The organism is Pseudomonas palleroniana, assembly GCF_022836895.1.
Taxonomy (GTDB): Bacteria; Pseudomonadota; Gammaproteobacteria; order Pseudomonadales; family Pseudomonadaceae; genus Aquipseudomonas; species Aquipseudomonas palleroniana.
Window position 1 is genome coordinate 1617085 of record NZ_CP092411.1, and the last position, 19440, is coordinate 1636524.

Genomic DNA, 19440 nt, shown 5'->3' on the forward strand with positions numbered 1-19440 from the left:
TCAGCCCTTGATCTCAGTCTTCACGGCTTTGCCGGTGACCGGGTCGTGGTAGATCTCGACCTTGCGCTTGTCTTTGTCGAAGCCGTAGATCTCGTAGCAATTGCCGTCGGTGACTTTGAATTTGCTGATCGTGTAGCCGTCGGCCTTGAGCTTGTCCTGGAAGGCTTTTTCGTCTTGCCACTGTGAACGCTCGGCGGTGGTGCACTGCGGGCCGGCGACGGCCAGCGGGCTGGCAAGAATCAGGGACAGCAGGAGAATTTTGCGCATGGAAAAGCTCTCAGCAAATGTGGGAGGTTTCACAGTGCAAAACCAACCTTAGCGCAACCTTAGTTGGCAATGCGCCGTAACATCTTTGCCGAAATAGCCAGGGTCAGAACCCGGCATGATGCGGCCGTTTCCTACAGAGATTTCGCTATGCGCCTACTCCTCGTCGAAGATGATCGTGCCCTCGGCCAGGGCATTCGCGTGGCGTTGGGCGCCGAAGGCTACACCCTCGATTGGCTGCACGATGGCCTCGCGGCCCTGCATGCCCTGCGCACGGAGAGCTTCGACCTGTTGCTGCTCGACCTCGGCTTGCCGCGCCTCGATGGTCTCGACCTGTTGCAGCAATTGCGCGCCGCGCAGCACGATATCCCGGTGCTGATCCTCACCGCCCGCGACGGCACCGCCGAGCGCATCGCCGGGCTGGATGCCGGCGCGGATGACTACCTGATCAAACCCTTTGATGTCGAAGAACTCAAAGCCCGCGTGCGCGCTCTGTTGCGCCGCAGTCAGGGGCGTGCGCAACCGATGCTCGAGCACGCGGGCATCAGCCTCGACCCGGCCACCCAGCAAGTGCGCTACCAGGACGCCGACATCATCGTCACCCCGATGGAATACCAACTGCTGCACCAACTGATGGTGCGCCCCGGCAAGGTGGTGACCCGTGAACGCCTGTCCCGTGCGCTGTATGGCTGGCAGGATCGGGTCGAGAGCAATACCTTGGAAGTGTTGATCCACAACCTGCGCAAAAAGTTATCCACCGAGCTGATCCGCACCGTGCGCGGTGTTGGCTATGTACTGGCGCTCAAACCATGACCTCGCTGCGCGCGCGCATCCTCGTCCCTGTGTTGCTACTGATCCTGGCGGGTGACGCCCTGATCAGCTGGTTGGTGCTGCGTGACAGCCACCACGAAATCGAAGAAGTCTACGACGCTCAACTCGCCCAGAGTGCGCGCCTGCTGCAAGGCGTGTTGCGCCAGCGTGACCCCGGCGAAGCGGATTGGGACCGGCTGTACCAGGCGTTTGACCAGGCCATGAGCCGAGTGGGCGACGATGGCGTGGCCCACCCCTATGAAACCCGCCTGACGTTCCAGGTCTGGAACAGCGCGGGTGAGTTGCTCGTGCGCTCCGCCGAAGCCCCCGTGCTGGCGGCGCCGCCCGCGACCCTCGGTTCCCACGACCTGATGGACAACGGCAACGACTGGTGCGCCTTCCTTCTGGCCGACCCGCAGCAGGGTCTGTTGATCTGGGTCGGCGAGCGCGATGACATCCGCCAGGACCTGATCCAGCGCATTGTGCGCCACACCCTCTGGCCCACGCTGATCGGCGTACCGCTGCTGGCGCTGTTGATCTGGCTGGTGATTGGCTGGGGCTTCAAACCATTGCGCCGCATGGCCCTGTCCATCCGTGGGCGAACCGCCGAGACCTTGCAACCCTTGCACCTCAAGCCCTTGCCTGGCGACCTGGAGCCCATGCAAACCGCGCTCAACCGCCTGTTGGTCCAAGTGGATGAACTGCTGGACCGTGAACGCCGTTTCATCGCCGACGCGGCCCACGAACTGCGCACGCCGCTGGCGATCTTGCGCATTCACGCCCAGAACGCGCAGAGCGCCGTCACTGAAGAACAACGGCGCGAGGCATTGGAGTTTCTGGTCAACGGCGTCGACCGCGCCACCCGCATCGGTAGCCAGCTGCTGACCATGGCACGCATCGAACCGCAACTGAACAACCCCGTATGTGAACGGGTGCAACTGACCGAACTGGTGCGCGAAGAACTCGCCGAGTTGACCCCGCTGGCCCTGGAAAAAGGCGTGGACCTGGTGCTCGAAGGCAATGAGGCTTGCTGGGTCGCCACCGAACCGGTGGCGCTGGCCATTGCGTTCCAGAACCTGGTCACCAACGCCCTCAACTTCTCCCCGGCGGGCAGCGAAGTGAAAGTCGTGATCGGCAGCCATTGCCTGAGCGTGAAAGACCAGGGCCCGGGGATTGACGAGGCGCAGATGGAGCGCCTGTTCGAGCGGTTTTACAGCCGAGGCAATGCCAATGGCGCGGGGTTGGGGTTGGCGATTGTGCAGATGATCGTCGGCAAGATCGGCTGCCGCTTGGCGCTGCATAACCGCGAGCGGGGCGGGTTGTGCGCGCGGTTGGTATTTGAGAACACCTGAAGCGGCCGCACCTCCTATCCCCTGTGGGAGCTGTCGAGCCCCAGCGAGGCTGCGATGGGATCACCTCGGTATGCCTGGCAGGCCCCGATGCTCGTATCGCTGTCCTTCGCCGTTTGCGCGCGAAAGGCTATGCGAACACCACGCCGTTGAAGGTGTGGGTACAGCAGTCGCAGGACGGTTCCATCTGCTCAGCCGTCAGCTGTGGATTGACCTTTTGCAACAGCCCGGCTTCGTCGACCCACAGGCCGCTGTAGTAGCTGTTTTCATCCGTTCTCACGTCATCCTGCTTGTCGCTTTCATGTAGCGCAACCATCCAGAATATGGGCTCTGGGCGATCCAGGCGGGCTTTGGCTTCGCTGAAAACCTGATCCCATGGGTGGCCGACCTTGGATAGAAGAAACCGGAAGAGTGGGGTGTAATCAAAACCGTGTTGTTGATGGCTGTGCATTGACCCACGGTTTGACAGTTTGTCTTTTTCGCTTTTGGTGTGTCGTTCATATCGGTAAGCCCGACAACTGCCGTGGCGCACGCCATGGGTTCGGGTGTTGACCGAGCGGTAGAGGAGAGGCTTTTTCGGTGTAGGTTTCATTGCATCACGACGCCTTCTTGGGTTGCTTTTGCGGCGGTAATTACGCCAGTTTGGACGGACCGAACAAATGCGGATGCTGCGCTTGGAAGGACCTGAAGGTTTTATATTTCCAACGCTCTGCGCCAGGGGCATCATCGGTCGTGCTGACTTCGCCGAAGTACCAATGCTCTGACTCGAAGACCTCTGCGTTTTCGTTCTCGTGGGTAAAGTGAAAGCCAACTTCCTGGAGCCCTGGCGGAACGACCAACCCCCATTCGCGGGCAAGGCTTCGGTCCGTGATGCGGGTTTGACGGAAGTACTCGTAATCGAAGGGTTGGGTGTGCCCGAGATAGCGGGCTTTATCGGTGTAGACACAGACTCGGCTTGAGAACATGTCCGGGACCATGATGCAGGCGACGATCCAGCACTCAGGGTCATCGTTTGTCCGTGCTTCGACCAAGTGGCCTGCAACCTTGATCAACTGTTGAGCGCAATGCGCCAGAATCTCCGGCGTGGTTTGATGGCCTTCAACAAGGTTTTCGATAACGGGAATTTTCAGGTCCACGTAGTCCGGGGGCGACGGTAAGGGGTCGTAAAAGCAGCCTTCGTAGCTGTCTGCCCAACGCGTCAGGGCTCTGAGGTGCCTGGGGATGTTGCGAAGTTTTTTGTTTGTCAGTGACAGCCTGCGCATGAAGCTGAATTCTCCAGATGTGTGTTATTCGTTCGCGTCTTCGTAATCAAAGGCGATGAAGTAGTCGCTCTCTGACAGGGCAATTTCATGAGCGAAGTGAGCCTGTATCACTGCTAGCCACTCCCTGCGTAGTTCAAACATGCCGTTATTGACGTCCTTGGCTGCCGACAGCCCCAGCTTGGAAATCACGGAATAGTCATCTCCTAAATCCGCCGAATCCTGCGTTCCGCGCAGCAACTCTGTGGTTCTGTCGAACCATTCCAATCTCACTTTCAGTCCCATGTAGCCCTCATAGGTATTTTTTGATGTTTCGTTTTTTCTTCGGCCCTTTTAGCTGCTCGCCGGTTACGTGAATCAGCTCCAACGGGATGTAACCGGTGGGGTTGAAGTAGTGGGTGACGCCGTCAGGCAGTTGGCAGGGCTTGATGAAAACGCAGCCGGGAGGCTTGGCTAGCGTAGGGGCCGGGGCAGGGAGCGGCTCGAAAAAATCAACAGCCGGCGAGTAAGGCACGCGCGATGGCTGCGGGATCAGAATCCGATGTTTGAGTAGCTGTTCTTCGGTGGGTGGGTAAAAGCGCTCTGACATGACCGGCTCACTTCCTTGTGCGAGGGAGTGAGCCTAAGAGGGGGGCTCAGAGGCTGATGTCGGCTTAATTCGGTGGTTGATGTGGGAAAAGTGGACTGATGCTTGAGCGGGTGTCTCTGTTCCGAATACTTCGATTATCGTTTGCTGCGTTTGCGTTGAATCCCACCGAATTGCGTAACGCCGGAGCTGCATCATGATTACCCACACGATCATTCCGCTGGAAAAAGAAGTCGAAGCGGCTGTGCAAGACCTACGCGAAGTGGCCTCGCGCCTGTCGACCGGATTTCAAACCCGGCGCATCGATATCTTTGACAAAGAAGACAAACCTCACACCCTCATACTCCCAACTTCAGCGCTGCATCGGCTTGTCGATATCCTGGGCGATTTGGCCAGCGGCAATGCCGTGAAGGTAGTTCCGGTGCATGCCGAATTGACTTCGCATGAAGCAGCCGACCTGCTCAATGTTTCACGCCAGCATCTGGTCAAGATGCAGGAGGAAGGTGCTATTCCTTTTACAAAAACGGGTCGTCATCGACGGATTCGATTTTCGGATTTGATGGCGTTCAAGCGGCGACGTGACGAAGAAAGCCAAGAGGCAATGGAAGCGCTGGCGCAACAGGCCCAGGAGTTGGGAATGGGATACGACAGACGAGGTGTTCGCCTTCGTTGTTAAGGTCGATCATGTGCCTGTCCTTGTGTAAGTACTGCAATAAGTGCTCGCACCTGTATGACGTTTTGCTCGCAGATCTGTATCTAACGGCCCGCTTTTGGACGCCCTAACATGGTGGCCAACACCGCATCGCAGGCCAAGCATTTCACGCCGGCCGAATAACAATCCAGGAGCCCAACAATGCCTGAAATGTCCAACTGGCTGGCCTATGCGCTGATCTCACTCGGTATGGTGCTCACGCCCGGTCCGAATATGATTTACCTCATTTCTCGCTCGATCTGCCAGGGCCGCACCGCCGGGTTGATTTCCCTGGGCGGCGTGGCGTTGGGTTTTCTGGTTTATATGGTGTGCGCGGCGTTGGGGATCACGGCACTGGTCATGGCGGTGCCGTTTGCTTATGACGCGCTGCGTTTCGGCGGTGCGTTGTATCTGGCCTATATGGCCTGGCAAGCGGTCAGGCCTGGTGGGCGCTCGCCGTTCCAGGTGCGCGACTTGCCCCAGGACAGCCCGCGCAAGCTGTTCACCATGGGCCTGGTGACCAACCTGTTGAACCCCAAGGTGGCGGTGATGTATCTGTCGCTGCTGCCGCAGTTCATCGACCCGAACGGCCACGGCAGTGTGCTGATGCAATCACTGGTGCTGGGCTTTACGCAAATCATGATCAGCGTGAGCGTCAACGCCGTGATTGCCACCATGGCGGGTTCCATCGCGGTGTTTTTCGTCACCCGGCCGGGATGGCAGGTGGTGCAGCGCTGGATGATGGGCTCGGTGTTGATGGGGCTGGCCGTGCGGATGGCGGTGGAAGGGCGGCGGTAGGTCGCCGCACAGCGGGTCAGTGTTTCACTGAATGTCTTTGAGGTAATGCTTGAGGGTAGCCAGCGGCTCGCGCAGTTCATCCAGCTGACCTACGTTTTGTACATCCGCCGCCAACCGCTGCAATTCACGGCCCATGACCGTGTCGGCACCGCCCAATGCCTCAAGTGCCTGATCGATACACTCCGCTATTTTGGATTGAGTAGCGGCCAGGTTCCCCTGCCGCACCAGCAACCCAAACACCTCCCGCTCATACCCGCCCATCGCTTGATCATCCCGCAGAAGCGGGCTGCCGCCGTCCGTCTCGTGCACCAGCTTCAGTGCAAACAGCGCAACCGCTTCCAGCGTCAACTCCATGGTCTTGGTTCCTAGGGCTTTGGGGGAGGGCGATGATCACTGTTCCGCACCGGAAAAAAAAGACCCCAATGCCGCGAACCGCCTGGCTCGCGCACCCGTAAACCATTGAAGACCTGCATCTGTTCGCTTCGGGCAGACGCAAGATCAACGGTTTGAGACGGCCTGCGACCTCAAGACAAATGCCGACCCTCAGATCCACAGATCATTCACCGCGGTACGGTCACCCCCCTCATGCCCGGTATTCAAGATCCCCCGTGGCTCGATCATCATCAGCTTGGCTTCCCCTTCGGCAGCCGTCCGATGCTCGACGCCACGCGGCACCACATACAACTCGCCCGGCGCCACATACACCGGGCCGTCTGGCAGGTCGATACGCAGCGTACCTTCCAGCACCAGGAAAGCCTCGTCGGTTTCGGGGTGGGAGTGCCAGATGAATTCGCCTTCGATGCGTACGACTTTGAATTGGTAGTCGTTCATCTCGGCGACGACGCGGGGGCTCCATTGTTGGTCGATGAGGGAGGCTTTTTGGGTGAGGTTTATGGGGTGTGTGGGATGGTGTGGGTGGGCCATGACGGGTGCTCGGGTGGGTGAGGACTGTCAGGTTAGCGAGGGAGGGAGCGGCAGGGCTTGAATGATCCTGCAAGATTGTGACGGCGGGGGACGATCACTTATAAGGACGTGTTTGTCCGCTCTCGGCCAGAAGCTGCCATTGCGAAGATGCATTACGATGTACGCCTACCGTTAGATCATTAGAGTTAACCCATGCAATTCCGTGGCTTCGCGTTGGGGCATATCGAGGTTGAGATTCACGACCATGCGTACGATCTGCATAACATCTATCAATCCCGCGCTATCAATTACGACATCGTGGGTCGGTCGTTTGTGCTCAGCTTTACTCGACGGACTGAAGCCTTGGGTGCCGACCGAAGAAGCACGCAAGATTACTATCAGCTTCCATGAGGTCGACTACTTTTCAGCGAGTGGGCGGGATGAAAAACCCGCTGACGGCGACGGTTGTGTTATTCATTCGATTGGAGCAGTGGCGTCCGACTCCGAGACACAAGCCTTCTACCTTACGGATAACATCCAACCAGATCATCACCTTGTCATGTGCTTCGAGTCTGGTCTGACATTACGAGGACAGGCCGCTGAAGCACGGTGCGAAATCGTTTTTTGAGCTGTATAAAACTATAGTCTTTGACATCTGTTTTGCGTCGAAAACCGTCAATCGAACGTCTACTAAACTGGGGCGATTCACCTCTCGCTAAGCAAGGAAACCAGTATGAGCAACATTCGTGCGATCGATATGATGTTTCTCGAGGAGATACTCGAGATGGGTTCCGGCTATGTTCTGAATTTCTCAGATCGTACCTTCGCTCTTTTCTTCGCAGAAGAGCTAAACATCGACATCGATGCTGAAGTCTACAAGAGAAACGGAACGTCCAAGGCGAAGCGTTTGCGCTGCTTTCTTCAGTCTGTGGATAAGCCAACGCTGATCCGCGCCCTCGAAAAGCTCTGGGAGTACCGGGAAGCAGTTCGACTGAATACAGGAAGTGAGGAGTCAGTAAAGAACGCCAATGGCCGGCTCATGACCCTCATGGGCCAGCTCCAAGGTCACAACTCCGCTCCGCCGAGCTTTCAACAGGCTCCCGTTCAAGCATTTAATCGGGAGATAATCTCTCAGCTCAAGAACGACTTAATCGCCCTGAGCCAGCTGGATCCTCATCCACGCGGTTACGCATTTGAAAGATTCCTTCAGGATCTGTTTAAGGCTTCCGATATGGATCCTCGTGAGCCCTTCAGGCTACGAGGAGAGCAGATTGATGGGAGTTTCCAACTTAACGGAGAGACGTATCTGATCGAAGCGAAGTGGCATGGAAACAAGATAGGGGTAGCTGAACTTCACTCATTCCATGGGAAGCTAGAGCAGAAGGCAGCTTGGACGAGGGGAATTTTCGTCAGCAACAGCGGATTTACTGACGATGGAATACTAGCTTTTGGAAGGGGAAAACGCGTCATCTGCATCGACGGGCTTGATCTCTACGAGATGCTAGATAGGGAGATCCCCTGGACGCGGGTCTTGGAACTAAAGGTGCGTAGGGCTGCTGAAACAGGGTTGCCATTTATTCGGGTACGCGAGCTTTTCTCTCACTGAGGAGAACAGGGGGCGATTCAACTGTATTCATCCGCGAAGGACGGCTGTTGGCCGAAAGCGATCATCGCCTCACCTCAGGCTTTGCCCTTTACCTTGAATACAGCAAAGGGCATACCTGTAAGATGTGCAGAAGACCTGCTGCCAACTCTCTCCAGACCCAGCACGATTACCGTGCAATCCTAGCGCGCGACGCATCTAACCACTCTGGTGCAAATTGCCGTCAAAGTCGTATGCTGGAGGCCATTGGCCATACGGTACTGGCCGGCCGAGGTGCAAGGGACTGATGAACAACCTAAACTTCCAAAATGAAAGCCCGTCCGATGTCGATGTTTTCAAGGGCGAGAGTCACGACCGCGTGGCTCAAGCGATGCATGATTATCTAAAGCCTAAAACCAATCACCGGGTGATTGGATTGGACGGTGAATTTGGCTCAGGGAAGAGCTCGATCCTTCAGATGCTCGAAAAGAAGATCGTTACGGAGAAGTCGAAGACGAAGCTGTGGCTCTTTGATTGCGAGCAGAATTATCAAGGCTCGATCAAAAGCAATTTTATCCAACAACTGACCGAGCAAGTGACAGAACTGCTCAAGACATTGGGTCGAGAAAAGCAAATCGCGGAGGTCGAAACCAGCCGCGACATCGCCTTAGGTCGGCACTACAGCTACACGAAGGACACCCGCAGTCATATCAGTATCTGGGCAGTGCTACTGATCGCAAGTGGTGTACTTACACCGACCTTTATTCGTGACTATCTAATTCGCCTTCATGGCAGCGATTCTCTCGCCCTAGGGCTTCATGCTCTTTACCTGCTAGCGTGCACAGCGCCTGGCATTATTCTTCTGCTCGCGTATTTGGCTAGCCGAAGAGAAGAGGATCCTAAGAAACGCTGGAACTTGGCCAGTCTGCTCAAAGGCAGCTCCGATGATCGAATCACCGAAACTATCGAAGTCAGCAAAGAGGTAAGCCCTCTCGATTTGAAGCAGGCCCTCCGCAAGCAGCTACATGCAGTGAGGGATTACCACATTATCATTGTGATCGATAACTTGGACAGGCTCCCACGGGATGTCTTACGAGCGGTATGGAGCGATCTAGAAATTTTCACGTCCGTCACAGGCGAGGAAAACCTCAGTGTCATTGTGCCATTTTGCTCCACAAAGGTATCCAAATATCTCAATGGTGACAACGAGCAGAGCTACGACTCGAAGGACTTCATCGCCAAAAAGTTCCCTGTGGTGTTCCGTACCCCGCCGATCATCACATCCGGCTGGAAAGATGCATTCAGGAAACTTTGGAGTGAGAGTTTTGGTGCGTCCAACCTGTTGGATGCTGATGCGTGCAGCGTGATTCTCCAGCGTCATAGCCCCATGGCTGGCGGGTTGGTGACTCCTCGCCTACAGAAAAGATTCATCAACGACATCGCAACCACACTGCTGGTCACTGCAGATAGACCAAGCGTAGTCTGCATCGCTGCCTACCTGGCAATCTGTAAATATAATGGCGTGGCCATCGAGGAGATGCTGAAAGACCCAGATGCTCCGACGGTCGGTGAGAGTGCTAAGAGCGCCACAGAGGCTGAAGATGAAGACGCCCAAGCCGTGGCGCTGAACATCGATAAAACCAAACGCTCCCTGAAGGCACTTCTGGGAGAGGACATGAAAACAGGCTGGCCCATCCAGATCCTACAGATCCATTTCCAGACATCTCCGGATATCGCCATCGCTGAGCTGATCGACCAGCCACTTGAAGATGCTATCGACTCCCAAGACGGTAAAAGGCTCGCTGCACTCATCCCTTACTTTGGATTTAAGGACTCTTTTGTTCGCCGCTTGGAGACACCGGTTTCCCCGGTCAGTCTTCTGAAAACCCTCCATCAAGCGTCTCAAATGGAAGGGTGCAGCATTGATGACCTGCTCCCTCACGTGAGTGCGAAATTTGGAAATGGGGATCAGCTGGAAACGGTAAGCACAGATCCCGGTTACTTTGATTCCATCAAGGGACTGATTGGGTTAGGCCTGCGCGAAGACATCTTCGAGAAGCCACTGGCGGCTTCCAAAACTGCGTTCGAAGAAATGATGGAAGAGGCCTATGATCCAGAGTCTGTTGAAGGCTACACAGAGACCATTTTCAAGTACGACAGCTACTTGGATTCTGTAAGCGCCCCATTTGAACCCTCGACCATGGGTGGCGCTGAACTGTTGTTCCATATGGTAGTACCGGATCCAGATCTCAAAAAGATTGATACGAGTAAAATTAGCCTCAACGACAATGGTTTGAGGGACGCGGTCCTGCAACTCGCAGCGACTGAGCATGCAACCCTAAATCGAGTTCCACTCGATGAAAGCGATTGGCTGCCATGTTTCACAGCCTATTTTGGCCAAATAAGATTGACCACTACCCCTAGGCCTTATTTCATAGGTGTTGAGTCTACTGCGGCAGTTACGACGGCAATTGATTTGAACCCCGCTGAACATAGGGTCTGGTTCGCAGCAGCCCTGTTCGGGAAGCTTTCCAGCGCGATGCCGCAGCTGATTCTGCAGCATCTACCTAACGTGAAATCCAACCGCATCAAAGTCTCAATTGCAGTCATGTACATGAGGCTGAACACTGGAGTACCGCTCAGCGAGATTCCAGGCATCAAGGAGGCTTTTGAAGCCGAGCAGGAATATCTGTACGCATTGGTTCGGGCAGCGATCACCTCTGAAAACCTCTTCAAACTAACGATTGAAGATGAGTCTGCACACCTAGTCGCACCGATACTGTCTAGGCTGATTAAGGTTGGAGCCATCGGAAACGTTGCCTCTGGCCACGTCTATGAGTCATATTCCATCCTTGCGGATAGGCTAAGTGGCTACGGACTAACGGATAATGAGTTCCTTGAATGGTTCACCTCGTTCAATTTGGCATCCGAGAAAGTACCGGCGCTCCCGGATATCGATACGCTGTTCTTGAGCCACGCCCTTGAGGGGGCCAACGCCAAGTTGCTGGAGTTGCGAGCCACCATACTTGATCGGAGCTTTGGGACAGATATTGATACTTCTGGATGGATGAACCTCATTGAAGCTGCCAGCACCAATGAGCGAACTGCATTGAGATACATGATCGACCACAAAATCGATTTTGCTGGTGAGACGTCAGCTCACCAAACCGTGTCGGCCTGGCTTACTGCTGCAGTCAAACAAGCCACGTTCGCCAAACCGTCCTCCACGAGCATTCAGAATTCAAAGCTACTGCTCAACCTCTTTGAAGGAGACACTCGCGCCATCATTGGCACCATGCTTCGGCCATTTGTATACGATCTGAAGGTTTCTGTGGAGGCCTCAATCCTTATCTTGGGCGAATACGGCGAGCTGTTACCGAACATCACTCCTAGAACACCTGAAGAGGAGGAGCGCCTTCTTCAGATACTACTGCAGATGAACAGTGACCCTGAGGGCACAAGATCCGCAGCGAATTTTATAGATTCAATAGCGTCTCAATTCGCTGAGTGGAAAATTTCTAATGAACATAAAGACACGTACGCTTCCCAGGTAACAAAGCTTAAGGAACGCCTCCCAAATATCTACACCAACCTGTCCGAGCAGCATGGCAACAAAGGGCGTATGCAGAAATTGGCAAGAGCCCTTTTCGGCAAAGAGTGAAAATTGAAGTCGCCTGCATCGACTTGACGACACAAAACGTGCGGGAGGAAAGCAGGCGAAACTTCTAGTGGCACTCTGGTAATCAATTATTTAGTGGGTCGATTTAGACTCGTGACGTCTAGCGGAGCGGTTTGAGTCGAGACAATGAAGGGCAGTCGGTCGGTTAGGAGGTATAACCGTTATCGGGCGTCGCATCTACAGCGAATTATTAAGCGTGTTCACGTACACCATCCAATTTGTTGACATCAACTACCACCTCATATTCTATTGATTGATCCGAAAATAAAACATAGTCTTTTCGGTATCTCGTTTCCAATACGACCCTGTTATTTTCATCAAACCAGTCCTGGCCTAAATAATGAACATACGCAAATTTTTGGGCAGACTCTAACGATGTAGACCACGCTTGCCCGAAGGAGCGGTTTTCAAGCTCGCTTCTATCGCAGCCTCGATATAGGGTCAAAACCCTAGGCAATGAGTCAATATCGTTTGGCTCAAGCACTTCTGTGAGCACTATTTGGGGGTGCCAACACTCATTTTCTTGACGCGTATAAAGTTGATGCAGACCATTGTATGCATAACACACAAATGAATGTCGCAAGGCGTCGAGCACCTGAAGCGCTTCGCTATTTACTATATCGTCAGTGATCTCGCAGAAAAGCGCATTTATCAAATCTTCGGCCTGATTGCCTCTGAAGCATGAAAGGTCTCGGTACAACCCTGACGCCTCAAATGCCTTAATTGCTTCTATGGATCTTGATGTTGCGGCTATCGCGACGTCCTTGAACTCCGAAAAGAATGGCATACTCAGCTTTGACTCAATTGACTCAACAACTACCTTCATGTTTTTCGACATAAAGTCGCGGTCTGAATATGTAAACATTTACCAGGCTCCCACGATGCCAGAAATCAGCCAGCCGCTTTAGTGAGTCGGCAGCATTCAGTAGTTAGATGTCTCGCATAAAAGTATCAACACCTCGTATGGCCAGCTCAAAATACTCATTTCACTTTTCGCGTGCAGCAAATTTGTTTGAAATCTCTGCAGGATGTATTGAGTCGCCCCTAATTTCCTAGACGCCGTCGACTGGCTCCTTTTGGCCGAATGCGGCCGTCCGGAGCTTTCCTACCTGTTGAGGCGTGAAAGGTTGGCGACCAATATTTTTTCCCTGATCCCGGCACAACCTACCAGAAACCTTTCGCCACAGATCCGACCTTCCAGTCCCAACCGCGCCTACGCTACCTTCCACCTTCGCTTCCAATCCAGCGATCGGACCTGATAATCCGAGAAACAATAGGCTCACTTAACTAGGAGCTTAATCAATGAGTAGTTCTAATCAATCGTACCTTCGTAATTCTGCCGCCCACGCCCCCAGCCAGCTGGGAGGTGCCCAATGATCAACCCACCCCAAAACAAAACCCTCGGCATCATCACCTTCTCCACCTGCGGCAAACACCCCAATCTCCACCGCCTATTCCGCGTCAATTCCGGCGTCCCCATCCGCGATGCCCTGGAGCACGCCTCCGAACTGCTCCACTGTTCAAAAATGCTCGCATTGGATGCCGCCATGGATACAGGTGCCGATCGCTTTGCCTGGGCGGCGCATTATTTGGGGGAGATGGCGAAGGCGGTGGTGGGTGATTTGGCGAATGGGATGTTGCCAAATGGAGTGGTGGAGGAGGGGGATGCGGGTGGTGTGTAGGCGGGGAAGTTGAGGTGTTGGGGCGGGTGTCTTCGCAGGCAAGCCAGCTCCTACAAAGGGATCGTGTTTCAGGTTGATTGTGGGCGGTGAATAGTCATTCCGGTGGCCGCGCACTTTTCTGCAGGCGAAAAAAAAGACCTTGAATTTCAAGGTCTTTTTTTAAGATGGTGCCCCGAGGGAGACTCGAACTCCCACTCCTTTCGAAAACGGATTTTGAATCCGCCGCGTCTACCAATTCCGCCATCAGGGCTCAATGGCGGCGAAGTATAGAGATGAGATTACCGTTGGTCAATCACGTTTCATGGTCTATTTTCACTATTTCCGCTAGACTTCCCGGCCCTGCTAGACGAACCCCATCATGCGCGTTGCTGACTTTACTTTTGAACTCCCGGATTCGCTGATTGCTCGCCACCCTTTGGCCGAGCGTCGCGCCAGTCGACTGCTGACCCTGGACGGGGTCAGTGGTGCCCTCGCACACCGTCAATTCACTGATTTGCTTGAGCATTTGCGCCCAGGCGATCTGATGGTGTTCAACAATACCCGGGTGATTCCGGCGCGGCTGTTTGGCCAGAAAGCTTCCGGCGGCAAGCTGGAAATTCTGGTGGAGCGGGTGCTGGACAGCCATCGCGTGCTGGCCCATGTGCGCTCCAGCAAGTCGCCGAAACCGGGCTCGGCCATCTTGATTGATGGCGGTGGCGAAGCCGAGATGGTGGCGCGTCATGATGCGCTGTTCGAACTCAAGTTCGCCGAGGAAGTGTTGCCGTTGCTGGAGCGTGTCGGCCACATGCCGCTGCCTCCTTATATAGACCGCCCCGACGAAGACGCGGACCGCGAGCGCTATCAGACGGTTTACTCCCAGCGCCCGGGCGCGGTCGCCGCGCCCACGGCCGGGCTGCATTTCGACCAGCCGCTGCTGGAGGCGATTGCCGCCAAGGGCGTCGAGACCGCCTATGTGACCCTGCACGTGGGGGCCGGCACGTTTCAGCCGGTGCGTGTGGATAACATCGAAGACCATCATATGCACAGCGAGTGGCTGGAAGTCAGCCAGGATGTGGTGGATGCGGTCAACGCCTGCAAGGCCCGTGGCGGTCGCGTCGTGGCGGTGGGCACCACCAGTGTGCGGTCGCTGGAGAGCGCGGCGCGTGATGGCGTGCTCAAGCCGTTCAGCGGTGACACCGATATCTTTATCTACCCAGGCCGGCCGTTCCATGTGGTCGATTGCCTGGTCACCAACTTTCATTTGCCGGAATCCACGCTGTTGATGCTGGTGTCGGCATTTGCCGGTTACCCGGAAACCATGGCCGCTTATCAAGCCGCCATCGCCAACGAGTACCGTTTTTTCAGCTACGGTGATGCGATGTTCATCACCCGCAACCCGGCGCCGACTGCTCCTGGAGAAGCCGGCCCTGAGGAACAGCCATGAGTCGTATGTCGTTTGAATTGCTCGCCACCGACGGCAAGGCCCGTCGCGGGCGCCTGACCTTCCCGCGTGGCACGGTGGAGACCCCGGCCTTCATGCCGGTCGGCACCTACGGCACCGTCAAGGGCATGCTGCCGCGCGATATCGTCGCCACCGGCGCCGAGATTATCCTGGGCAACACTTTCCACCTGTGGCTGCGCCCGGGCACGGAAGTGATCAAGAAGCATGGCGACCTGCACGATTTCATGAAGTGGCAAGGCCCGATCCTCACCGACTCCGGTGGTTTCCAGGTGTTCAGCCTGGGGGCCATGCGCAAGATCAAGGAGGAGGGCGTGACCTTCGCCTCGCCGGTGGATGGCTCCAAGGTGTTCATGGGCCCGGAAGAGTCGATGCAGGTGCAGCGCGACCTGGGCTCCGACATCGTGATGATTTTCGACGAATGCACGCCGTACCCGGCCGACGAAGACGTGGCGCGGGTGTCCATGGAGCTGTCGTTGCGTTGGGCCCAGCGCTCGAAGAATGCCCATGGCGACAACACTGCGGCGCTGTTCGGTATCGTGCAGGGCGGCATGCATGAAAGCCTGCGCAAACGCTCGCTGGAAGGCCTGGACAAGATCGGCTTTGACGGCCTGGCCATCGGCGGTCTGTCGGTGGGCGAGCCCAAGCACGAGATGATCAAGGTGCTGGATTACCTGCCGGGCCTGATGCCGGCTGACAAACCTCGTTACCTTATGGGCGTTGGCAAACCGGAGGATCTCGTAGAGGGTGTGCGCCGCGGGGTGGACATGTTCGATTGCGTGATGCCAACCCGTAATGCCCGCAATGGGCATCTGTTCATCGACACCGGCGTGCTGAAGATCCGTAACGCGTTCCATCGCCATGATGATTCGCCGCTGGATCCCACCTGTGATTGCTACACCTGCCAGAACTTCTCCCGTGCTTATCTGCACCATCTGGACAAGTGCGGAGAAATGCTGGGTAGCATGTTGAATACCATCCACAATTTGCGTCATTACCAAGTCCTGATGGCTGGTTTGCGCGAGGCTATTCAACAGGGTACATTGGCCGCCTTCGTCGATGCCTTCTATGCCAAGCGCGGGCTGCCTGTGCCGCCCTTGGACTGAGTTTTCCGACCCTAAGATTCACTATTTGCAACTGGAGTGCTAAATGAGCTTTTTTATCTCTAACGCCATGGCTGACGCCGCTGCGCCTGCCGCTGCCGGCCCTATGGGCGGTGGTTTCGAGTGGATTTTCCTGGTCGGCTTCCTGGTCATCTTCTACCTGATGATCTGGCGTCCACAGGCCAAGCGTGCCAAAGAGCAGAAAAACCTGCTGGGCAGCCTGCAGAAAGGTGACGAAGTGGTGACCACTGGCGGTATCGCCGGCAAGATCACCAAGGTTTCCGATGCTTTCGTGGTACTGGAAGTCTCCGACACTGTAGAAATGAAGTTCCAGAAGGGCGCTATCGCCGCCACGCTGCCAAAAGGCACGCTCAAAGCGATCTAAGTAACAACCTTTACCAATCGACGGGGCGCGCAAGGCGCCCCGCGTTATAAGCGGGCGGCGTGATGCTGAACAAATACCCTCTGTGGAAATACGTACTGATCCTGGCGGTGCTGGCGATCGGTTTTATTTATTCCGCTCCCAATCTCTATCCTGATGACCCGGCGATCCAGATCACCGGTGCCAGCACTTCGCTGCAAGTCAATCAGGCTGACCTGGAACGCGCGAGCAAAGCGCTCACCGACGCAGGTATCCAGGTCAAGGCGGCAACACTGTCGGCGGATGCGAAGGGCGGCTTGCTGCGCCTGACCAAGGCCGAAGACCAATTGCCGGCCAAAGACGTGGTGCGCAAGGCCATGGGTGACGACTACGTTGTCGCGCTCAACCTGGCACAGACCACGCCTACCTGGCTGCGCAAGATCGGCGCGCACCCGATGAAGCTGGGCCTGGACTTGTCCGGTGGTGTGCACTTCCTGCTGGAAGTCGACATGGACAAGGCCCTCGACGCTCGCCTGAAAGTCTACGAAGGCGACGTGAAGAGCCTGCTGCGCAAAGAGAAGTTGCGTTATCGCAGCCTGCCGCAGCTCAACGGTGCCATCCAGCTGGGCTTCTCTGACGAAGCTTCCCGCGAACAGGCCCGTGCGCTGATCCGCAAGAACTTCAACGATTTCGACATCGTACCGGCCGACCTGAACGGTCAACCTGTACTGCGTCTGGCGATGACCCCGGCCAAGCTGGCGGAAATCCGCGAATACTCCATCAAGCAGAACTTGACCACGGTACGTAATCGCGTCAACGAGCTGGGCGTGGCCGAGCCGATCGTTCAACGCCAGGGCGCCAACCGCATCGTGGTTGAGCTGCCGGGCGTACAGGACACCGCTGAAGCCAAGCGTATCCTGGGTAAAACTGCCAACCTGGAATTCCGTCTGGCCGCTGAGCCGGGGGCTTCCCGCGCTACTGCCGAGGAATTCGAATTCCGTGAAGGCAACCGTCCTCCAGCCTTGATCGAGCGCAGCCTGATCATCACCGGTGACCAGGTGACCGACGCCAAGGCCGGTTTCGGCGAGCACGGTACCCCTGAAGTGAACATCCGCCTGGATGGCCATGGCGGCGAACTGATGAGCCGCGCCACGCGCAGCAACGTCGGTCGCAGCATGGCGGTGATCTTCATCGAGCAGCGCCCGGTGACCACCTACACCAAGCAAGTGGTCAACGGTGTCGAGAAAGACGTACCGGTGCAGAGCTTCAAGGAAGAGAAGAAGATCATCAGCCTGGCGACTATCCAGTCGCCACTGGGTGCTCAATTCCGCATCACCGGCCTGAACGGCCAGGGCGAGTCGTCCGAACTGGCACTGCTGCTGCGTGCCGGTGGCCTGGCTGCACCGATGTACTTCGCTGAAGAGCGCACCATCGGCCCGAGCCTGGGTGCCGACAACATCACCAAGGGTATCGACGCCGCCTTGTGGGGCATGCTGTTCGTGTCGCTGTTCATCATCGCCATCTACCGCTTCTTCGGCATCATCGCCACCGTGGCCCTGGCGGGCAACATGGTGATGCTGCTGGCGCTGATGTCGTTGCTGGGCGCTACGCTGACCCTGCCGGGTATCGCCGGTATCGTGCTCACCATGGGTATGGCGGTAGACGCCAACGTGCTGATCTTCTCGCGGATTCGTGAAGAGATCGCGGCGGGCATGAGCGTACAGCGTGCAATCAACGAAGGCTTCGGCCGGGCATTTACCGCGATTCTCGACTCCAACCTGACCACCTTGCTGGTCGGCGGGATTCTCTTTGCCATGGGCACAGGCCCGGTCAAGGGTTTTGCGGTCACCATGTCCCTCGGTATCTTTACCTCGATGTTCACGGCCATCATGGTGACCCGCGCAATGGTCAACCTGATCTTTGGCGGGCGTGACTTCAAGAAGTTGTGGATTTAAGGGGCTGCCATGTTACGTACAATCAACTTCATGGGCGTTCGCAACGTTGCGTTCGGCTTCACCATGCTCCTTACCGTTCTGGCGTTGTTCAGCTGGTTCCATAAGGGCCTGAACTACGGTCTGGACTTTACCGGCGGTACGCTCATCGAGCTGACCTACGAGAAGCCGGCCGACGTCACCCTGGTGCGCAACGAGCTGGTCAAGGCCGGCTATCACGAGGCCATCGTGCAGAGCTTCGGTGCTACGACCGACCTGCTGGTGCGTATGCCTGGCGAAGACCCGCAACTGGGTCACCAGGTTGCCGATGCCTTGCAGAAGGTCGGTGGCGACAACCCGGCTTCGGTCAAGCGCGTCGAGTTCGTAGGCCCGCAGGTGGGTGAAGAGCTGCGCGACCAGGGCGGCCTCGGCATGCTGATGGCGCTGGTCGGCATCATGATCTACCTGGCCTTCCGCTTTCAGTGGAAGTTCGGTGTCGGCGCCATTGTGTCGCTGATCCACGACGTGATCGTGACCGTGGGTATCCTGGCGTACTTCCAGGTGACCTTCGACCTGACCGTACTGGCCGCCGTACTGGCGATCATCGGCTACTCGCTCAACGACACCATCGTGGTATTCGACCGGGTTCGTGAGAACTTCCGCGTACTGCGCAAGGCGTCGTTGATCGAGAACATCAACGTCTCCACCACCCAGACGCTGCTGCGGACCATGGCGACCTCGATCTCCACTTTGCTGGCGATCGCTGCGCTGATGATCTTCGGTGGCGACAACCTGTGGGGCTTCTCCCTGGCGCTGTTCATCGGCGTCCTGGCGGGTACCTACTCGTCGATCTACATCGCCAACGTGGTGTTGATCTGGCTGAACCTCAACAGCGAAGACTTGATCCCTCCGGCCGCTACCGGCAAGGAGGTCGACGACCGCCCTTGATGGGTATTCGTTGATCTGCTGTTACAAAGAAGGCGTGAGTATTGAACTCGCGCCTT

19 protein-coding genes, 1 tRNA gene and 1 pseudogene are annotated in these 19440 nt (G+C 56.3%); 12 read left to right on the forward strand and 9 right to left on the reverse strand.

Annotated elements, in window-relative coordinates; translation table 11 throughout:
- The gene (locus MJP36_RS07305; RefSeq protein WP_060754343.1) at positions 1 to 267 is read right to left on the reverse strand and encodes a PepSY domain-containing protein; all 267 of its coding nucleotides are present in this window, start codon (positions 265 to 267) and stop codon (positions 1 to 3) included.
- A gap of 147 nt (positions 268 to 414) precedes the next feature.
- On the opposite strand from MJP36_RS07305, the gene MJP36_RS07310 reads away from it, so the two are divergent.
- Together MJP36_RS07310 and MJP36_RS07315 are read left to right on the forward strand one after the other, a co-directional pair.
- Positions 415 to 1077, forward strand: a complete 663-nt coding sequence (locus MJP36_RS07310) for a response regulator (protein ID WP_060754342.1) — start codon at positions 415 to 417, stop codon at positions 1075 to 1077.
- Positions 1074 to 2426, forward strand: a complete 1353-nt coding sequence (locus MJP36_RS07315) for a sensor histidine kinase (RefSeq protein ID WP_244385117.1) — start codon at positions 1074 to 1076, stop codon at positions 2424 to 2426. Before MJP36_RS07310 ends, MJP36_RS07315 begins: the two co-directional genes overlap by 4 nt.
- A gap of 127 nt (positions 2427 to 2553) precedes the next feature.
- Here MJP36_RS07315 and MJP36_RS07320 read toward each other — a convergent pair whose 3' ends face one another.
- The 4 genes and pseudogenes from MJP36_RS07320 to MJP36_RS07335 form a co-directional block, all read right to left on the reverse strand.
- Positions 2554 to 2874 carry a hypothetical protein gene (locus MJP36_RS07320; protein WP_305988033.1) on the reverse strand — a complete coding sequence of 107 codons (321 nt, stop codon included), beginning with the start codon at positions 2872 to 2874 and terminating at the stop codon, positions 2554 to 2556.
- Between the two features lie 181 nt (positions 2875 to 3055).
- Positions 3056 to 3685 (reverse strand): DUF3916 domain-containing protein, encoded by a 630-nt coding sequence (locus MJP36_RS07325; RefSeq protein WP_244385118.1) that lies wholly within the window; start codon positions 3683 to 3685, stop codon positions 3056 to 3058.
- A 24-nt stretch (positions 3686 to 3709) separates the two neighbouring features.
- The gene (locus MJP36_RS07330) at positions 3710 to 3967 is read right to left on the reverse strand and encodes a colicin E3-like toxin immunity protein (protein WP_244385119.1); all 258 of its coding nucleotides are present in this window, start codon (positions 3965 to 3967) and stop codon (positions 3710 to 3712) included.
- A gap of 58 nt (positions 3968 to 4025) precedes the next feature.
- Positions 4026 to 4271 (reverse strand): annotated as a pseudogene (locus MJP36_RS07335) (detoxification); the annotation flags it as partial.
- Between the two features lie 193 nt (positions 4272 to 4464).
- Between MJP36_RS07335 and MJP36_RS07340 the strand changes: the two are divergent.
- Together MJP36_RS07340 and MJP36_RS07345 are read left to right on the forward strand one after the other, a co-directional pair.
- Positions 4465 to 4944 (forward strand): helix-turn-helix domain-containing protein, encoded by a 480-nt coding sequence (locus MJP36_RS07340; protein ID WP_244385120.1) that lies wholly within the window; start codon positions 4465 to 4467, stop codon positions 4942 to 4944.
- A gap of 177 nt (positions 4945 to 5121) precedes the next feature.
- Positions 5122 to 5757, forward strand: coding sequence for a LysE family translocator (locus MJP36_RS07345; RefSeq protein WP_198763055.1), 636 nt, complete (start codon positions 5122 to 5124; stop codon positions 5755 to 5757).
- A 24-nt stretch (positions 5758 to 5781) separates the two neighbouring features.
- Here the strand turns inward: MJP36_RS07345 and MJP36_RS07350 are convergent, their stop codons facing one another.
- On the reverse strand, positions 5782 to 6111 hold the full coding sequence (locus MJP36_RS07350) for a hypothetical protein (RefSeq protein ID WP_244385121.1): 330 nt from the start codon (positions 6109 to 6111) through the stop codon (positions 5782 to 5784).
- A 189-nt stretch (positions 6112 to 6300) separates the two neighbouring features.
- The gene (locus MJP36_RS07355; protein ID WP_161550070.1) at positions 6301 to 6681 is read right to left on the reverse strand and encodes a cupin domain-containing protein; all 381 of its coding nucleotides are present in this window, start codon (positions 6679 to 6681) and stop codon (positions 6301 to 6303) included.
- A gap of 712 nt (positions 6682 to 7393) precedes the next feature.
- Here MJP36_RS07355 and MJP36_RS07360 point away from each other — a divergent pair.
- Positions 7394 to 8266 carry a restriction endonuclease gene (locus tag MJP36_RS07360; protein ID WP_244385122.1) on the forward strand — a complete coding sequence of 291 codons (873 nt, stop codon included), beginning with the start codon at positions 7394 to 7396 and terminating at the stop codon, positions 8264 to 8266.
- A 283-nt stretch (positions 8267 to 8549) separates the two neighbouring features.
- Entirely contained in the window at positions 8550 to 11903 is a 3354-nt protein-coding gene (locus MJP36_RS07365) for a P-loop NTPase fold protein (RefSeq protein ID WP_244385123.1), read from the forward strand.
- A gap of 208 nt (positions 11904 to 12111) precedes the next feature.
- Here MJP36_RS07365 and MJP36_RS07370 read toward each other — a convergent pair whose 3' ends face one another.
- Complete coding sequence (locus MJP36_RS07370) at positions 12112 to 12786, reverse strand: hypothetical protein (protein ID WP_244385124.1); 675 nt, start codon at positions 12784 to 12786, stop codon at positions 12112 to 12114.
- 508 nt (positions 12787 to 13294) lie between these two features.
- Here MJP36_RS07370 and MJP36_RS07375 point away from each other — a divergent pair.
- Positions 13295 to 13603: a DUF3077 domain-containing protein gene (locus tag MJP36_RS07375; protein ID WP_244385125.1), complete on the forward strand. Its 309-nt coding sequence runs from the start codon at positions 13295 to 13297 to the stop codon at positions 13601 to 13603.
- Positions 13604 to 13768: 165 nt separating this feature from the next.
- On the opposite strand, the gene MJP36_RS07380 is transcribed toward MJP36_RS07375, so the two are convergent.
- Positions 13769 to 13853, reverse strand: a tRNA-Leu gene (locus MJP36_RS07380).
- A gap of 108 nt (positions 13854 to 13961) precedes the next feature.
- On the opposite strand from MJP36_RS07380, the gene queA reads away from it, so the two are divergent.
- The 5 genes from queA to secF all read left to right on the forward strand — a co-directional run bounded on the left by queA (position 13962) and on the right by secF (position 19384).
- A complete protein-coding gene (gene queA, locus MJP36_RS07385; RefSeq protein ID WP_244385126.1) occupies positions 13962 to 15026 on the forward strand; it encodes a tRNA preQ1(34) S-adenosylmethionine ribosyltransferase-isomerase QueA in 1065 nt (354 codons plus the stop codon).
- Positions 15027 to 15031: 5 nt separating this feature from the next.
- Entirely contained in the window at positions 15032 to 16147 is a 1116-nt protein-coding gene (gene tgt, locus MJP36_RS07390) for a tRNA guanosine(34) transglycosylase Tgt (protein WP_010565220.1), read from the forward strand.
- 43 nt (positions 16148 to 16190) lie between these two features.
- Positions 16191 to 16529, forward strand: a complete 339-nt coding sequence (gene yajC / locus MJP36_RS07395; protein WP_003175975.1) for a preprotein translocase subunit YajC — start codon at positions 16191 to 16193, stop codon at positions 16527 to 16529.
- Positions 16530 to 16591: 62 nt separating this feature from the next.
- On the forward strand, positions 16592 to 18460 hold the full coding sequence (gene secD / locus MJP36_RS07400) for a protein translocase subunit SecD (protein ID WP_090368703.1): 1869 nt from the start codon (positions 16592 to 16594) through the stop codon (positions 18458 to 18460).
- A 9-nt stretch (positions 18461 to 18469) separates the two neighbouring features.
- Positions 18470 to 19384, forward strand: coding sequence for a protein translocase subunit SecF (gene secF, locus MJP36_RS07405; protein WP_090368705.1), 915 nt, complete (start codon positions 18470 to 18472; stop codon positions 19382 to 19384).
- Positions 19385 to 19440 lie beyond the last annotated feature (56 nt).

Excerpts from the sequence above, each read along its gene's own strand:
- MJP36_RS07305 (WP_060754343.1), bottom strand. The coding sequence starts at position 267 with ATGCGCAAAATTCTCCTGCTGTCCCTGATTCTTGCCAGCCCGCTGGCC.
- MJP36_RS07310 (WP_060754342.1), top strand. The coding sequence starts at position 415 with ATGCGCCTACTCCTCGTCGAAGATGATCGTGCCCTCGGCCAGGGCATT.
- MJP36_RS07315 (WP_244385117.1), top strand. The coding sequence starts at position 1,074 with ATGACCTCGCTGCGCGCGCGCATCCTCGTCCCTGTGTTGCTACTGATC.
- MJP36_RS07320 (WP_305988033.1), bottom strand. The coding sequence starts at position 2,874 with ATGCACAGCCATCAACAACACGGTTTTGATTACACCCCACTCTTCCGG.
- MJP36_RS07325 (WP_244385118.1), bottom strand. The coding sequence starts at position 3,685 with ATGCGCAGGCTGTCACTGACAAACAAAAAACTTCGCAACATCCCCAGG.
- MJP36_RS07330 (WP_244385119.1), bottom strand. The coding sequence starts at position 3,967 with ATGGGACTGAAAGTGAGATTGGAATGGTTCGACAGAACCACAGAGTTG.
- MJP36_RS07340 (WP_244385120.1), top strand. The coding sequence starts at position 4,465 with ATGATTACCCACACGATCATTCCGCTGGAAAAAGAAGTCGAAGCGGCT.
- MJP36_RS07345 (WP_198763055.1), top strand. The coding sequence starts at position 5,122 with ATGCCTGAAATGTCCAACTGGCTGGCCTATGCGCTGATCTCACTCGGT.
- MJP36_RS07350 (WP_244385121.1), bottom strand. The coding sequence starts at position 6,111 with ATGGAGTTGACGCTGGAAGCGGTTGCGCTGTTTGCACTGAAGCTGGTG.
- MJP36_RS07355 (WP_161550070.1), bottom strand. The coding sequence starts at position 6,681 with ATGGCCCACCCACACCATCCCACACACCCCATAAACCTCACCCAAAAA.
- MJP36_RS07360 (WP_244385122.1), top strand. The coding sequence starts at position 7,394 with ATGAGCAACATTCGTGCGATCGATATGATGTTTCTCGAGGAGATACTC.
- MJP36_RS07365 (WP_244385123.1), top strand. The coding sequence starts at position 8,550 with ATGAACAACCTAAACTTCCAAAATGAAAGCCCGTCCGATGTCGATGTT.
- MJP36_RS07370 (WP_244385124.1), bottom strand. The coding sequence starts at position 12,786 with ATGTTTACATATTCAGACCGCGACTTTATGTCGAAAAACATGAAGGTA.
- MJP36_RS07375 (WP_244385125.1), top strand. The coding sequence starts at position 13,295 with ATGATCAACCCACCCCAAAACAAAACCCTCGGCATCATCACCTTCTCC.
- queA (WP_244385126.1), top strand. The coding sequence starts at position 13,962 with ATGCGCGTTGCTGACTTTACTTTTGAACTCCCGGATTCGCTGATTGCT.
- tgt (WP_010565220.1), top strand. The coding sequence starts at position 15,032 with ATGTCGTTTGAATTGCTCGCCACCGACGGCAAGGCCCGTCGCGGGCGC.
- yajC (WP_003175975.1), top strand. The coding sequence starts at position 16,191 with ATGAGCTTTTTTATCTCTAACGCCATGGCTGACGCCGCTGCGCCTGCC.
- secD (WP_090368703.1), top strand. The coding sequence starts at position 16,592 with ATGCTGAACAAATACCCTCTGTGGAAATACGTACTGATCCTGGCGGTG.
- secF (WP_090368705.1), top strand. The coding sequence starts at position 18,470 with ATGTTACGTACAATCAACTTCATGGGCGTTCGCAACGTTGCGTTCGGC.